General features: G+C 46.3%; 13 protein-coding genes. 5 read left to right on the forward strand and 8 right to left on the reverse strand.

Annotated elements, in window-relative coordinates:
- Positions 1 to 86: 86 nt before the first annotated feature.
- Together VFC92_12970 and VFC92_12975 are read right to left on the reverse strand one after the other, a co-directional pair.
- Complete coding sequence (locus VFC92_12970; GenBank protein HZK09092.1) at positions 87 to 1268, reverse strand: aminotransferase class I/II-fold pyridoxal phosphate-dependent enzyme; 1182 nt, start codon at positions 1266 to 1268, stop codon at positions 87 to 89.
- Positions 1269 to 1441: 173 nt separating this feature from the next.
- Positions 1442 to 2674: a DEAD/DEAH box helicase gene (locus tag VFC92_12975; GenBank protein HZK09093.1), complete on the reverse strand. Its 1233-nt coding sequence runs from the start codon at positions 2672 to 2674 to the stop codon at positions 1442 to 1444.
- Positions 2675 to 2763: 89 nt separating this feature from the next.
- Between VFC92_12975 and VFC92_12980 the strand changes: the two genes are divergently transcribed.
- Entirely contained in the window at positions 2764 to 3810 is a 1047-nt protein-coding gene (locus tag VFC92_12980; protein ID HZK09094.1) for an NAD-dependent epimerase/dehydratase family protein, read from the forward strand.
- A gap of 366 nt (positions 3811 to 4176) precedes the next feature.
- Here the strand turns inward: VFC92_12980 and VFC92_12985 are convergent, their stop codons facing one another.
- The 4 genes from VFC92_12985 to dnaE all read right to left on the reverse strand — a co-directional run bounded on the left by VFC92_12985 (position 4177) and on the right by dnaE (position 10234).
- Entirely contained in the window at positions 4177 to 5040 is an 864-nt protein-coding gene (locus VFC92_12985) for an SMP-30/gluconolactonase/LRE family protein (protein ID HZK09095.1), read from the reverse strand.
- A gap of 113 nt (positions 5041 to 5153) precedes the next feature.
- The gene (locus VFC92_12990) at positions 5154 to 6479 is read right to left on the reverse strand and encodes a M56 family metallopeptidase (GenBank protein ID HZK09096.1); all 1326 of its coding nucleotides are present in this window, start codon (positions 6477 to 6479) and stop codon (positions 5154 to 5156) included.
- A 28-nt stretch (positions 6480 to 6507) separates the two neighbouring features.
- Positions 6508 to 6900 carry a BlaI/MecI/CopY family transcriptional regulator gene (locus VFC92_12995; protein ID HZK09097.1) on the reverse strand — a complete coding sequence of 131 codons (393 nt, stop codon included), beginning with the start codon at positions 6898 to 6900 and terminating at the stop codon, positions 6508 to 6510.
- A gap of 388 nt (positions 6901 to 7288) precedes the next feature.
- Positions 7289 to 10234: a DNA polymerase III subunit alpha gene (gene dnaE / locus VFC92_13000; protein HZK09098.1), complete on the reverse strand. Its 2946-nt coding sequence runs from the start codon at positions 10232 to 10234 to the stop codon at positions 7289 to 7291.
- Between the two features lie 78 nt (positions 10235 to 10312).
- On the opposite strand from dnaE, the gene VFC92_13005 reads away from it, so the two are divergent.
- The 4 genes from VFC92_13005 to VFC92_13020 all read left to right on the forward strand — a co-directional run bounded on the left by VFC92_13005 (position 10313) and on the right by VFC92_13020 (position 12996).
- The gene (locus tag VFC92_13005) at positions 10313 to 10588 is read left to right on the forward strand and encodes a hypothetical protein (protein HZK09099.1); all 276 of its coding nucleotides are present in this window, start codon (positions 10313 to 10315) and stop codon (positions 10586 to 10588) included.
- 229 nt (positions 10589 to 10817) lie between these two features.
- Positions 10818 to 11504 (forward strand): tetratricopeptide repeat protein, encoded by a 687-nt coding sequence (locus tag VFC92_13010; protein HZK09100.1) that lies wholly within the window; start codon positions 10818 to 10820, stop codon positions 11502 to 11504.
- Between the two features lie 69 nt (positions 11505 to 11573).
- On the forward strand, positions 11574 to 12545 hold the full coding sequence (fmt, locus tag VFC92_13015) for a methionyl-tRNA formyltransferase (GenBank protein HZK09101.1): 972 nt from the start codon (positions 11574 to 11576) through the stop codon (positions 12543 to 12545).
- Positions 12546 to 12699: 154 nt separating this feature from the next.
- Positions 12700 to 12996 carry an HU family DNA-binding protein gene (locus VFC92_13020; protein HZK09102.1) on the forward strand — a complete coding sequence of 99 codons (297 nt, stop codon included), beginning with the start codon at positions 12700 to 12702 and terminating at the stop codon, positions 12994 to 12996.
- Positions 12997 to 13055: 59 nt separating this feature from the next.
- Here the strand turns inward: VFC92_13020 and VFC92_13025 are convergent, their stop codons facing one another.
- The gene (locus tag VFC92_13025) at positions 13056 to 13697 is read right to left on the reverse strand and encodes a DNA-3-methyladenine glycosylase (protein HZK09103.1); all 642 of its coding nucleotides are present in this window, start codon (positions 13695 to 13697) and stop codon (positions 13056 to 13058) included.
- A complete protein-coding gene (locus tag VFC92_13030) occupies positions 13678 to 14430 on the reverse strand; it encodes a glycosyltransferase family 2 protein (GenBank protein ID HZK09104.1) in 753 nt (250 codons plus the stop codon). The genes VFC92_13025 and VFC92_13030 overlap by 20 nt, the downstream gene beginning before the upstream one ends.
- Positions 14431 to 14475 lie beyond the last annotated feature (45 nt).

The following is a 14475-nucleotide window of genomic DNA, read 5'->3' on the forward strand; positions in this document are numbered from 1 at the left end:
GCAAAGTAATTACAAAAAAAACTGCCTTCGCTTATTTTGATAATGGCAAAGGCAGTTTTATGAAAAAAGAAGGTTTTTAACCCGGCTTATACTTTGTCGAGTGCCTGGGTGAGGTCGGCAATGATGTCCTCTACATCTTCAATTCCTACAGAGATGCGCACCAGTCCGTCGGTAATATTGGCTTCGATTTTTTTCTCATGTGAAATCTTGGAGTGCGTCATGGAGGCAGGGTGCTGTATCAGCGACTCTATGCCACCGAGTGAAACTGCAAGCATCACCAATTTCACACCGTCCATCATCCGCTTTCCGGCATCCAGTCCGCCTTTAAGCTCAAGCGACATCATCGATCCGGGGCCACGCATTTGTTTTTGTGCCAATTCATATTGTGGATGCGACTTCAACCCGGGATATCTAATCCAGGCTACTTTAGGATGACTTTCGAGAAATTCGGCAACTTTCTGTGCTGATTGCTGTGATCTTTCTACACGCAAAGAGAGAGTTTTCAGTCCGCGGTGGGCCATATAAGCCTGATGCGGATCCATGTTACAGCCCATGTTTTGCATCACAGGCTTTAGTATTTTGTGGTACTTTTCGCTGGCTGAAATAATCATACCGGCTACAATGTCGGCATGGCCGTTGAGGGATTTCGTCATCGAATGCACTACAATGTCAGCACCCAGTTCGATAGGCCGCTGAATGTAAGGACTGCAAAAAGTATTATCCACCACCAACGGGATATTATGTTCATGAGCTATTTCTGCCAAAGCCTTGAGGTCGGAGATAGCGATGGTAGGGTTAGCAGGTGTTTCGGTATAAATCATTGCTGTTTCGGGACGGATGGCGCGGCGCACCTGATCCAGATCGGTAGTATCGACGTAGGAATATTCGACGCCAAAACGCGAAAACAAAGTCTCCATCACACCGCGTGCTGGACCATAAATACTATTGTGACTAACGATGTGTTTGCCTGCCCCCAGAAGAGCCATATAAACCGTGGTGATGGCAGCCATACCCGAGGAGGTTGCAATTCCGCCAAATCCGTTTTCGAGACTGGCCACAGCGCGTTCCAATGCACACACGGTGGGATTGCCCAAACGTGTATAGATGAATCCATCGCTTTTGCCTGAAAAACAGTCGGCTCCGTGATCAGCATTTTTAAATCTAAAAGTTGATGTTTGATAAATCGGCACGGTAGCGCTTCCAAAAGGATCTTCAATTTCTCCGGCATGCACCTGACGTGTCATAAATCCTGCTTTGTCTATTTTCATTAGTATTACTTTTTTATAAATAAGTATTTGTATGGCGGGCAAAGGTATGGTTCGGATGGATAACCCTACGAGACGGCACGTTACAAATGCTGACAGTCAGAAATAAACGGTTGTGCTGATCACCATCAGAGTTAAAAAATGAGTGAGCTGGGGTGCAATTTCAGAAATCTAGCCTACTTTTTCTTGGGCTTCTTTTTCTTTTTTCCTGATTCATCTTCAGCCAGCAACGCACGCCAGTCGTTTTTTGGACCCTTTGCTTCAAGCAATACCTCGTGATATTCCTTTCCGGTAAGCACAATGCGGTGAATGGGTTTTCCGAGCGAGGCTTCAATTTCTTCGAGCATAGGTTTCTCCTCGCTGCTGCAAAAAGTAATGGCTTGTCCTTTGGCAGTTCCACGGCCCGTGCGGCCTACGCGATGCACATATTGTTCGGCGCTGTCGGGCAAGTCGTAGTTGATCACAAATTCCACATCCGGAATATCGATGCCACGAGCGCTCACATCGGTAGCGATAAGAATTTTAAGGTCGTCGGCTCTGAAGTTTTTCATCGTCAGCTGACGTTCCGCTTGTTCTTTGTCGCCATGGATGGTTTCGGTTGCGATATCCACACGTTTCATGGCAGCACTCACTCGTTCGGCGCGGACTTTAGTCCGCACAAATACCAATGTCTTTTTATCAGGATTTTGTCGGATAAAATCTTCAAGGAAAAACCTTTTGTCGTCCATCTCCACAAAAGCAACCCCATGCTCGATATTTTTGGCCACCGGGTCTTTGGGCGAAATCTGGATTCTGATTGGATTCACCACCAGCGAGTAAGCCAGATCTTTTATGGTTTCGTTGATAGTGGCGGAGAAAAATAGCGTCTGCCGTTTTTTGGGTAACAGGCGCATCAGGTCGCGGATATCTTTAATAAAACCCATGTCGAGCATGTGATCGGCCTCGTCGAGCACAAGAATTTCCACGCGTCGCAGGTCCAGCGCTTTTTGGCTTACCAGATCGAACATCCGCCCCGGAGTAGCCACCAAAACATCCACACCATTATTCAACGTGTCTATCTGAGGCTGCTGATCCACACCACCATGAATACAGAAAGTGGTGATGCGTGTATGTTTGCCAAGCGTCTCAAAAACACCAGCGATTTGCAACGCCAGCTCATGCGTCGGCGCCATCACCAGGCATTTCACTCCGTCAGGCCGGCCAGAGATTTTGCGGCTTTGCAGCAAATGCAAAACGGGAATGGCAAAAGCAGCCGTCTTGCCCGTGCCCGTCTGTGCTATCGCCAGCACGTCCTCCCCTCTCAGGATGGCAGGTATAGACTTGAATTGTATGTCGGTGGGCTTTTTAAACTCCAGTTTCGACAAACTGGTTTTGATGCCTTCGTAAATATTGTATTGATCGAATTTCATAAACTAAAAATATAGCTGCAAAGATAGGCAAATGAACAAAGAAGGCTTCCGTATGCTTTTAGGGGCAACTTTTTATAAACAAAAACGGCATGAAAGAAATCAACAAAAAAGCGCCTGCAATGGTCACCGGTGCAACGGGTTATGTTGCTGGTTGGATAGTGAAAATTTTGCTCGACAAGGGTTTTACCGTACATGCTCCCATCCGCAATCCCAACGATAAAAGCAAAACCAAATATCTCGATGCTCTGGCAGCTTCAACGCCGGGAACGCTCCGGTATTTTGATGCCGACCTATTGCGCGAAGGCTCGTACGATGAAGCCATGCAAGGCTGTGAGTTGGTTTTTCACACGGCCTCTCCTTTTGCTTTGAACGTTAAAGATGCGCAGCGCGATCTGATAGACCCTGCCATAAAAGGAACCCGTAACGTTTTGAATTCGGTAAACAAAACCACTTCCGTTAAGCGCGTAGTGCTCACCAGCAGTGTGGCAGCCATCTACGGCGACAACAAAGATTTATTGCAACTCCCCAACCACACCATTACTGAGGAATGTTGGAACACAACCTCTTCGGTTAGTCACCAGCCTTATAATTATTCCAAAACAATGGCTGAGAAAGAAGCCTGGAGGATGCAGGATCAGCAGCAGCGCTGGGATTTGGTGGTGATAAATCCCTCGCTGGTGATGGGGCCGGGCATCAGTCCCGAAATAACTTCGGAGAGTTTTAAAATTATAAAACAACTTGGCGACGGCACCATGAAAATGGGCGCTCCTGATTATGAAATCGGGATTGTGGATGTGCGCGATGTGGCGCAGGCGCATTTTGCTGCCGGCTTCACTCCCACTGCCAAAGGACGCTACATCATCTCCGGCAACAACTCCGGCATATTGGAAATTTCAAAGATGCTGAGAGATGACTTTGGCAATAAATACCCGCTTCCCACAAGAAAAATCCCGAAGCCTCTTTTGTGGCTCATCGGACCTTTGGCAGGATTTACTCGCAAAATGATCAGTCGCAATATCGGCTATCCTTTCCGTGCTGACAACACGAAGAGCATCAAGGAACTCGGCATATCGTATCGTCCGGCGAAGGTATCGGTGGTGGATTTTTTCGGTCAGATGGTAGAAGTTAAAAAGTAGAAATGAGAGATGAGAAAGAAGTAGGTAGTATGTCGTAGGTAGCTGCAATTCGCAGCTGGCAATTCCCTGTTATGTCGCTCGTTCAGCATAGGCTGTGGCGGTGGTTGAGCGTCGGTTGGTGAGCGTTGGTTGGTGAGCGTAGTCGAACCAAGCCGAACCAAGTCGAAACCTGCCTAAGTTGAATCTATTTCTGCAAGCTTTGCCTGCCTTTTTTAATTCATCTAAAAAAAACAGCAACAGGCAAAGCCTGTAAAAATAGAAAACACGAGGGCTTCGACAAGCTGGCTTCGACAGGCTCAGCCACCGCAGCCACCGCAGCCTCGTCCAAACACCGTGAGATTGTTTAAAACCCAAAGACTTCTTCTGCTAATCCAGAATTTTATAAGCTACAACACGGTTGTCGAAAAAGGTGGGAACTAGAAGTATGTTTTCTTCCGCCATCAGATGAATGTCTGCAGCATTAACTTTTTCGTCGGTGGTATCAAAAAGAATTTCCGGTTTGCCGCCAGGCACAACACGACGAACAAGGCCACTCCAATCCGAGAAAATAAAGTTGCCCGACTTGTCCATCTCAAGTCCGTCCACACTCCCATCAAATTCCGCAACCACCTTTTGTGATTTATCCGACGAATCGATTTGAATTATCTTACCATTAACACCCACATAAAGATAGCCGTTGCGGTAGTTGATTCCATTGGGACTGTCGAAAGTGCCTGCCGGCAGCCATTCGTCAATTTCGCCATCGGCAATCCGATAAATCGCGCCAGTCTTCATATCCGTAATGTAAACTCTGCCTTGCTCATCGACAATGCAATCATTTAAAAATTCAGCCTGCTTTGCCGAATAAAATTTCACAATCTCACGGGTTGTTACATCAATTTCCGCAACCCGATCGATGTCGGCTACAAATAGTTTGTCGTCGAGCATGGTCATTCCTTTGGGTGCATGCAGTCCGGTAACCCACTCCAGGCGGGTGATACGGCCATCGGGTTCCATCGCCGAAATAAAACCATTTGATGCTTTATCGGTAGGCTTTCCGTTGACGCTGGCCACATACAACATCTGGTTGTGGCTGTCGTAATAAACCGATTCAGGCACCATAAAAACCTGTTCGGTAGCCCAAAGTTGTTTTACTTTTTCGGAGGCAGTTTCTTGTCCGATAGCAGAATTTGCAACGAAAATCAAAGCCATTGCGAAAGCGAAAAGAAAGAAAGGAGTTTTATTTTTCATAATAATATGTTTTGTGAATGGCCTCATAACACGAAAGCCTGCTGTTTTGTTGAGCAGGCTTTCGCCAAATGATTTTCTATGTTAATTCGTCCGGATGGCTTCCGCCCGACCGTTTATTTTTCAGGATCAGCTTCTTCTTTTTCCTGATCTTTCCCTGCATCCAGCGTAAACTTGATGGGCATGGTAAACTGAACAGCGACCGCTTCTCCATCCTTCTTCCCGGGCTCCCAGACAGGCATTCCGTTTATAGCATCCAGTGCACTTTTGTCGAGTGCCTCACCTAATCCACGAAGCACTTTTACATTGGTAATCTGGCCATCAGCTTCCACCACAAAAGTGACATACACAATGCCTTGTTCACCAGCCTTACGAGCCGATTCAGGATAAACAATGTTTTCCTGGAGATACTTCATCCGGGCGGCATCGCCCCCCGGAAACTTTGGCATGTGATCAACAACCGGATAAACTTGCCGCTCAGGGCTAAGTGTGTCGGGTGTAGTAGCGATAGGTGAAGAAGTAGCTTGTGGAAACTCAGTGGCGGGCAAAGAAATCTTTTGCACCAGCTCTCCGGCAGGCAGGCTGTAGGTAAAAGCTGCAATGAGCAGCAGTGTCAATGGAACAGCCAGCAGCACTTTCAATTGCGACCGCCGGCGCGATTTGTTTTTCGTCATCATAATAATACGTGTTTTGATTAATGAATGATTAAAATGGTTGGCAAAGCCAAAGGCGGAAGCACCCGAAGCCTGCACTAATAAAAGATTCTGATAATTGATGGGTTCGTACCCTTTTCGCAGCACACCTTCGTCGGCAAGATATTCGTGCACGGTTTCCAACGACTTGCGATAAAGCCATACAAATGGATTGAACCACTGGAAAATCGTCAGCAACTCCGCCAGAAGCAGGTCAGCCGAATGAAGCTGCCGCCAATGCACCTGCTCGTGCGCCACGATTGTTTCGAGCTGCTCAGATTCCATTTCCAAACGATGAATAAAAAGATAATTAAAAAATGAAAATGGTGCCATCTCCTCCTCCATCACAACAAGATGCCACGATCCGTAGCTTGTCACTTCACTGCGATGGATGAGCCTGAAAAGTTGCGCCAATTTTATCACAAACCGAAGCGAAAGAGAAATAACACCAAGAAGATAAATTCCTGTCATTATCTGGAAGATACTCATGTGCTGCTGCGCCATTTGTTGCACATCCGAACCATTAATAAATATGGTGTCGAGAACGATCATTGTGGTGGCAGGCATGGCAGCGTTTCCAAAGATATTGGCTTTGGCCAACGGCAACATTAACGAGGCAAGCGCCGCCAACAGAAAATAAATCCGGTTGAGCGTAAAATGCGTTTCGCGTCTGAGCGCCGCACGGTACAGCAAATAAAACAGCGACAAGGCGCCGGCTGACTGTAATAGGTATAGGATGAAATTTTCCATACAAATCTGTTTTTATAGGTTCTTCAGATTATTCCGGGTCTTGCTTTTTCTTTTCAATCTGCGCATCAATCAGGCTGCGGATTTCCTCCATCTCCTGCACGCTTAGGTTTTCTTCTTTAGAAAAAAAGGAAACCAATTGCTTGTACGAATCGCTGAAATAACCCGACATGAGTCCGCTCAGGTAGCGCCGGGTGTACTCTTTTTTACTGATCAGCGCATAATACTTATGACTTTTGCCAAACGAATGATGGCTGGCATAACCCTTCTTTTCGAGAATGCGCACCACCGTCGACACGGTATTGTAGGCAGGTTTGGGTTCATCAAACTCTTCGAGGATGTCGTGTACAAAACATTCTCCCTTACTCCATAATATTTGCATGATCTCCTCTTCGGCTCTGGTAAGTGGTTTCATCTGTTTTATTTTTATAATAATTTTAAAACGCAAACATAAAACTATTATTTTAGTTGATTAACTAATTTGGTAGTTAATTAATATTAAAAATGAGCTTTTGCGCTCTATGGTTCGGTTCTGTAGTCGTTATTCAAAGCAGCTTCGCTCCTAAAGCGTTAATCGTCATTCAAAAATTGATACTGATAATGACGCTTCTTTGGGGCTATGATCTAAAATTCAAAATTTAAGATTCGAAATTCCGTATTCGATATTCAAAACTAATTTTAAAAAAACCTCCTGCCAACCCTTTTGAGATTTCACCAAATTCATTCACTCAGCCGGCTCAGGATTTTTATTTGAAATTTGTTTTTTGGGATTTATTTGTCATTTGAAATTTTGAGTATGTGTATTTTTTGCATTACCCTGCTCTGGGATCTTCCACCACGGGCAGGCGCGCCATCTTTTGCACTACCAGGCTGGGAAAACCAAACTCCTCCTCTACTCTACCCAAGATAAGATAGACGCCATAGCCCTGAAAGTTGTATTGCTTTAAAGAATTGGGGAAATGGGTGGTGTCGAAAAATTCGCCCTCGTCGTCGATGAAAGTACCAAAGTGCATAATCTCACCACGGACGGTCTTTACATATTTCCGCGTAACCAACTGGCCAAGCATGCGCACGGTTTTACCTGTGTGCTCCAACATCTCACGGGCCTTTATCTCGCCCCGGAAATTAGTTTTTAATAAATCAAAATAGCCAATGGTAACGGGAAATCCGATGAGTTCTATTTCGTCGTAAGCATCTTCCACCCTGCTGTAATCGAGCTGGGGCAGCGTAAACTGTTTGCCGCTTACTTTGAAAAGCGTGTTTTGGATGACTTCATTTTTTCGTTTTCCAAAAAAAAGATGTGCCTCCCACAGCAGGCGGCTCTTGGTGTTGCCGGTAAAGCGAAGCGCTCCAATGCGTATCAGCAAAATCATCTGCTCAATGCCCGGATGTACCCGCGTCACAAAATCTTCCAGATCGGCATACACGCCATTGATGCGACGCTCCTCGACGATACGCAATGCCAGCTTTTGCTCCAGGTTTTGGATGTGGATAAATCCCACAAAAATTTCTTTGTCATAAATGGTCGTTTTGTACTCGCTGCGATTGACGCATGGCAGCGCAATGTCAGCCCCGCAGCGGCGCGCTTCGTTAAAATAAACCCACGTGTTGTAATATCCTCCAAAGTTGTTGATGACCGCCGTCATAAATTCCAACGGAAAGTGCGCCTTGAGGTAGAGGCTCTGGAAGCTTTCGACGGCGTAGGATGCTGAGTGCGCTTTGGAAAAAGCATATCCGGCAAACGATTCCACCTGACGCCATACCTCTTTGGTGGTGGCTTCGGGGCGGCCAAGCTGTAGCGACTTTTCAAAAAAGCGCTCCACAATCCGCTGAAACTCCGCTTTGCCGCGCATCTTACCACTCATGGCGCGGCGCAGCACATCCGACTCGGCCAGGTCGAGGCCGGCATAATGATGACACACCTTTAGCACATCTTCCTGATACACCATCACGCCGAAAGTTTCGCGAAGTTGTTCTTCCATCACCGGATGGAAATACTCGAAATCGTTTGGATGATGAAACCTGTGGATGTATTCGCGCATCATGCCCGAGCGCGCCACGCCGGGGCGTACGATAGAGCTGGCAGCAACCAGCGTCAGATAATTATCGCAGCGCAGCTTGGTGAGCAACGAGCGCATAGCAGGGCTTTCTACGTAAAAGCATCCGATGGTCTCGGCGCGTTTCAGTTGCGCTTTCACCTGAGCATCTTTTTTAAACTTGGGTACATTGTGTACGTCCACCTCCAGACCTCGGTTTCGCCGGATAATGTCGGCACATTCTTTAATATGTCCGATGCCGCGCTGGCTCAGGATGTCCATCTTCTCAAATCCCAGCTCTTCGGCCACATACATATCCCACTGGGTTGTCGGGAAACCTTTGGGCGGCATGTCCAGCGCGGTGTAGCAGGTAATGGGTTCTTCCGAGATGAGTACTCCGCCGGCGTGGATGCTTCGCAAATTGGGGAAATCCGTCATGCGGGCAGCTACCTGAAGCACCTGTGCTGTGACGCTGTCGTGCTGCTGCCTGTGGCGCTCTGGAAAATCTACCAGTGCATCAATCTCTGCTTTGGGCAGCCCGAAAGCTTTGCCTATTTCACGAATGGGAGATTTGTCGCGGAAAGTTGAAATAGTTCCCATCAGAGCGGTATGTTCGCGACCATAACGTTTAAAGATGTAGTCGATCACCTCATCGCGTTCTTTCCACGAATAATCGATATCAAAATCAGGCGGACTGGTACGCTTGGGATTGATAAAACGCTCAAAATAGAGATCAAGCTCAATGGGATCAACATCCGTAATCTTTAAGCAATAAGCCACCACGCTGTTGGCGCCACTCCCCCGACCCACATGATAAAATCCGCGCGACATCGAATAACGCACGATGTCCCACGCCATCAGGAAATACGACGAAAAACCAAGCTTATCGATGATGGCCAGCTCATGACGGATGCGCTCGGCGGCTGTTTTGTCGGCAGCGCTGTAGCGGTATTTCATGCCGTCGTGCGCCAGCTTTTCGAGAAGCATCTTGTCGCTGTAACGTGAATCGGTAAAGACCTGCTTGTTTTTTACGGTTTTAAAATCAAAATCTATCGAGCAATCGTCCAGGATTTTTTCGGTGTTAATAAGAAGCTGAGGATAATCGGCAAATTGCTTGCGCAGATCATCGGACGAAAGTATCATCTCATCCGCTGCAGCCACGTCGTTAGCAGTGAGTTTGCTGATGAGCGTGTTTTTGTGGATAGCCCGAAGGTTGCGATGCAGCAAATAGTCGTCGTGATCGCGGAAGGTAACAGGAGCCAATACAAGCGATTTGGATTGCTGGCCGACAAATCGGGAAGTTACGAGCCTCCGCACCTGCGCAGGTTTTACGCCAACAAATTCGTTGTCTTCCAACTTTCGTTGAGGCTCCTGCTCCAGAGGCCAAACCACATACACATCATCAAAAGCTGGAGGCTCATCGGGCAGGTCAATTTTTTGGAGGCTGTAATGTGTGTAAAATTCATTGATCTGGCGAAAGCCAGCATTGTTGCGCGCCAGGCAGGTGTAAAGCACCTTATCCTCGCGCCGGCATTCCATCCCGGCAATGGGCTTAATGCCCTGCTGTCGGCACGCCTTTACAAAATCGATGATGCCGGTGGAGTTGTTGATGTCGGTAAGCGCCAGGGCTGTGTGGCCATGGCGGGCGACATCTGCAACCAGCTCCTCGATAGAATAGGTTCCGTAGCGCAGGCTGTAATATGAATGAGCGTTGAGAATCAAAGGGGTATCTTGTTAATGTTTAAATACTAATCATTTCTAAGTCTACAAGATAAACAGAATTGGTAAAACAGGAAGAAGTTGTCGGGGTGGGAAGCAAGGAAAAAGCAGGGCGCATGGCGGGAAGAGCAAGAAGTAATATCGAATGTTGAAATAAAAAAACTATTGAGTGCTGACTATTTATCTTTACGACGACGAGAAGTCAAAGAAACGCTGCATCTGGTTGACAAAACCTCACCTTATGCACTCACGGCGCTATCTTCGGGCTCAACCGGTACGCTGTTGAACTTGCTTCTGAAACACTTCTGCACGCTGCCGGAAATCTCTATATCAACGACAAACCTACCGGCGCTGTAGTGAGCCAGCAGCCCTTTGAAGGCGCACGTGCATCTGCACCAACGATAAGTCGGGCAGCTATTTAAACCTGCTGCGATGGGTTTCTGCGCGCTCTATCAAAGAAAATTTCGATCCACCCACCGATTTCCTGTATCCTTTATGGATGAATAATAGATAATAATTGTTTGCTCTGAATGTTTCCTATCAAAAAAAATATACTTTTGCACCTCAAAATATTGAAGTAATAGTTATGGCTAAAAAAACCACGAGAGCAGAAGAAAACATTCAAGCCGTTGAGGAGGCTTTAAGCAGAACCGAACGATTTATCGAAGACAATCAAAAACCGATACTTACCGTCATTGGTGTGTTGGTGGTGATCATTCTTGCATTTTTTGCGTTTCAACGATTTTACCTCTATCCCAAAGAACAAACCGCCAAGGAGCAGATTTTCATGGCACAGAAATATTTCAGCCATGATTCGCTCAATCTGGCACTTAATGGCGACGGCATCAATCCGGGCTTTCTCGACATCATCGATGATTACCAATGGACTGAATCGGCTAACCTTGCCCATTATTACGCAGGGATTATTTATTTGAAGCAAGGCGAATACCAGGCAGCTCTAGACCATCTGAAAGATTTCAGCACCAAAGATATACTGGTAAAAGCAATGGCGCTTGGCGCTATCGGCGACAGCTACATGCAGCTCGACAAAACCGAAAAAGCTGCTGAGTATTATAAAAAAGCTGCCAACGCAAGCGAAAATGAACTTACCGCACCGGCTTTCCTGACGAAAGCAGGATGGGCTTACGAAATTCTCGGAGATTACAGCAAAGCTATCGACATGTACAAACAGATCAAAACTAAATTTCCCAGAAGCCAGGAAGCAAGAGAAATCGAAAAAACTATTGCCCACGCACAAGGGATGATCAAATAAAGCTATCGAATAAAAAATGACAAATACCTGTTCAAAATCATGAACAGGTATTTTTTTTATCTTTCGGCCATGAATAAAAAGTTACGCATCGTTTTTATGGGCACTCCGGAGTTTGCGGTAGCTTCGCTGGAAGCATTGCTGGCAGCAGACTTCGAGATAGTAGCAGTAGTTACGGCGCCCGATAAACCTGCAGGACGTGGCAAAAAGATCATGCAACCGGCTGTAAAAGTTGCAGCGCTCAGTCACGGACTTACAGTGCTGCAACCTGAGCGGTTGAAAGCGCATGATTTTGTGGAGACTTTCAGAGAACTGCAAGCAGATCTTGGTATTGTGGTAGCTTTCAGAATGCTGCCGGAGGTAATCTGGGCAATGCCAAAATTGGGTACATTTAATCTACACGCCTCACTGCTGCCCGACTACCGGGGAGCTGCACCTATCAATCACGCCATCATCAATGGCGAAACAGAAACCGGCATCACTACTTTCTTCCTGCAACACGACATTGATACAGGCGACATCATTTTACAAGAAAAAATGCCGATAGGCCCTGCCGAAAGTGCCGGGGAGCTGCACGACCGGCTGATGCATACCGGAGCTAATTTGGTAGTTAAAACTGCCAAAGCCATCAGTAGCGGAGATTACACCCAACAACCACAGCAATGGCCTGCAAACATGAACAGGATGCCACGGCAAGCTCCCAAAATCTTTAAAGAAGATACCCTGATCGACTGGAAAAACCCGGCAAATAAAATATACAATAAAATACGAGGGCTAAGTCCCTACCCCACTGCCTACACGGTTTTGAAGAGCCCTGAAGAATTATTATTTCCAATAAAAATATACCAGGCCACCTACGAGGACACCTCAGCTGCACCCCCTCCCGGAAGCATCCTTACCGACTCCAAAACATATTTAAAGATATATGCTGAAGATGGCTTAATTGAAATTCTGGAGTTGCAAATGGCTGGTAAAACACGGATGAGCACCAAAAACTTTCTGAATGGTTTTGATATGAATGAAAGATGGCAAACGAACGGATAAACCACCAGAAAACGCTGTATCGCCCTGAAATTAAGGATTTTTAACGCGCTTTATCAACAAAAAGGGCAATTTATTAACAAAACAATATTTTTTAACTGGTATAACTTGCTACTTTTGCGGTTTGACTTATATTTGTAAGCGATTTGAAAAATTTATTGTTAATCAAAATTTTTATACCATGAACAAAGCAGAATTAATCGACGCAATGGCAACTGATGCCAACATCACAAAAGCAGAAGCAAAAAGAGCACTTGATGCTTTTATCAAAACTACAGGCGAAGCCCTGGCCAAAGGCGACAGAGTTGCATTGGTAGGCTTCGGATCGTTTAGCGTTGCTACGCGCGCTGCACGTATCGGCCGTAACCCTCAAACCGGAAAGGAACTGAAGATTGCTGCCAAGAAGGTTGTAAAATTCAAACCCGGTACTGAATTGAACCTTAATATTGCCTAATCGAAAACACGAAAAGTTAACAGCCTCAAAAGAAATTTTGAGGCTTTTTTTTGCTCGTGCTATACCACAAACCGGTAAGGCAAAGCAGCGTCAGAGCCTGCATACTGAATGCCTATCCGTGGTGTTACCTTAATGGCATCATCCGGAAAGGCCATCTGGTGATCTTCTATAAAAATCTTCCCTAAGCTTTCTGTAAGCGGCAATCCCGAATCAGTATAATGAATACCTAAAATTTTAGATACATTCCCGGGACCCTTCCCAAAGGTTTTGTCGGGCTGTGTTCGTTTTGCGCGCATCAACATGGTCTCTAATCCTTCGATGGGGCAAATGGCGCGGATAAGCACGGCATGCGGAATACCAATGGTGTTTGTCACCACGTTGAAGAGCGAATGAATTCCATAACAAAGATAAACGTATGCATGCCCGCCGGCTCCGTACATAATCTCAGTACGGGGGGTGCGGCGGTCGTTCCAGGCATGGGACGCACGATCGGTAATACCAGCGTAAGCTTCAGTTTCGGTGATGATGCCGGTGGTGCGTTCACCGTTAATATTAGCAACTAATACCTTCCCGATCAGTTCACGTGCAATGCCCAAAACATCGGGACGTTGATAAAAATCATTGCCGAGCACCTTCGGTTTACCCGAAAGCTTCATCTGCCCGATCATGTCATCTACCACTTTAAGATTTTTTTGGCGCATAAAGTCTGTGATTGATAATTCCTTTGCGATGCAGGAAATGAAGCATGGAAGTTTGCAAAACGCCAAAGCCATATTTTACGCTGCGCCGGAAGTTGATACTTGAGGCCTCATCAGAATAGCTGGTAGGGCAAGTGATTTCGCCTATTTCGAAACCAGCCATAAAAATCTGGGAAAGTATTTGGTTGTCGAAGACAAAATCATCGGAGTTATCTTCAAAATTGATATGCTGTAGTACCTCACGCGAAAAAGCCCGGTAACCTGAGTGATATTCTGAAAGTTTACGATCGAGCAGGATATTTTGCACAAAGGTGAGCAGGCGGTTGGCTACATATTTATAAAAAGGCATTCCTCCTTTTAGTGCGCCACGCCCCAGGATACGCGAACCCATCACTACAGGGTAAATGTCGTTGGCGATAACGTAAACCATCGAAGGAATCAATCGGGGAGTATATTGGTAGTCGGGGTGCAGCATCACCACAATGTCAGCACCAAGTTCGAGCGCTTTTTTGTAACACGACTTCTGGTTTCCACCATAGCCGGTATTGGTCACATGGATCACAATGTGTCGGATGCCAATGCGACGCGCCACTTCTACGGTATCATCGGGACTATGATCGTCCACTATCACCACTTCATCCACCAGATCGTGTGGAATTTCGCGATAGGTATTCTCAAGGGTCCTGGCGGCTTTGTAGGCCGGCAATACTACGACAACTTTTTTATTATTGATCATTGTTGTTTCTGGATGTGACAGGTGATCAATCGCAGGCAAAAATAA

It is taken from the genome of Bacteroidales bacterium (assembly GCA_035647615.1).
Taxonomy (GTDB): Bacteria; Bacteroidota; Bacteroidia; order Bacteroidales; family 4484-276; genus SABY01.

Excerpts from the sequence above, each read along its gene's own strand:
- VFC92_12970 (HZK09092.1), bottom strand. The coding sequence starts at position 1,268 with ATGAAAATAGACAAAGCAGGATTTATGACACGTCAGGTGCATGCCGGA.
- VFC92_12975 (HZK09093.1), bottom strand. The coding sequence starts at position 2,674 with ATGAAATTCGATCAATACAATATTTACGAAGGCATCAAAACCAGTTTG.
- VFC92_12980 (HZK09094.1), top strand. The coding sequence starts at position 2,764 with ATGAAAGAAATCAACAAAAAAGCGCCTGCAATGGTCACCGGTGCAACG.
- VFC92_12985 (HZK09095.1), bottom strand. The coding sequence starts at position 5,040 with ATGAAAAATAAAACTCCTTTCTTTCTTTTCGCTTTCGCAATGGCTTTG.
- VFC92_12990 (HZK09096.1), bottom strand. The coding sequence starts at position 6,479 with ATGGAAAATTTCATCCTATACCTATTACAGTCAGCCGGCGCCTTGTCG.
- VFC92_13010 (HZK09100.1), top strand. The coding sequence starts at position 10,818 with ATGGCTAAAAAAACCACGAGAGCAGAAGAAAACATTCAAGCCGTTGAG.
- fmt (HZK09101.1), top strand. The coding sequence starts at position 11,574 with ATGAATAAAAAGTTACGCATCGTTTTTATGGGCACTCCGGAGTTTGCG.
- VFC92_13025 (HZK09103.1), bottom strand. The coding sequence starts at position 13,697 with ATGCGCCAAAAAAATCTTAAAGTGGTAGATGACATGATCGGGCAGATG.
- VFC92_13030 (HZK09104.1), bottom strand. The coding sequence starts at position 14,430 with ATGATCAATAATAAAAAAGTTGTCGTAGTATTGCCGGCCTACAAAGCC.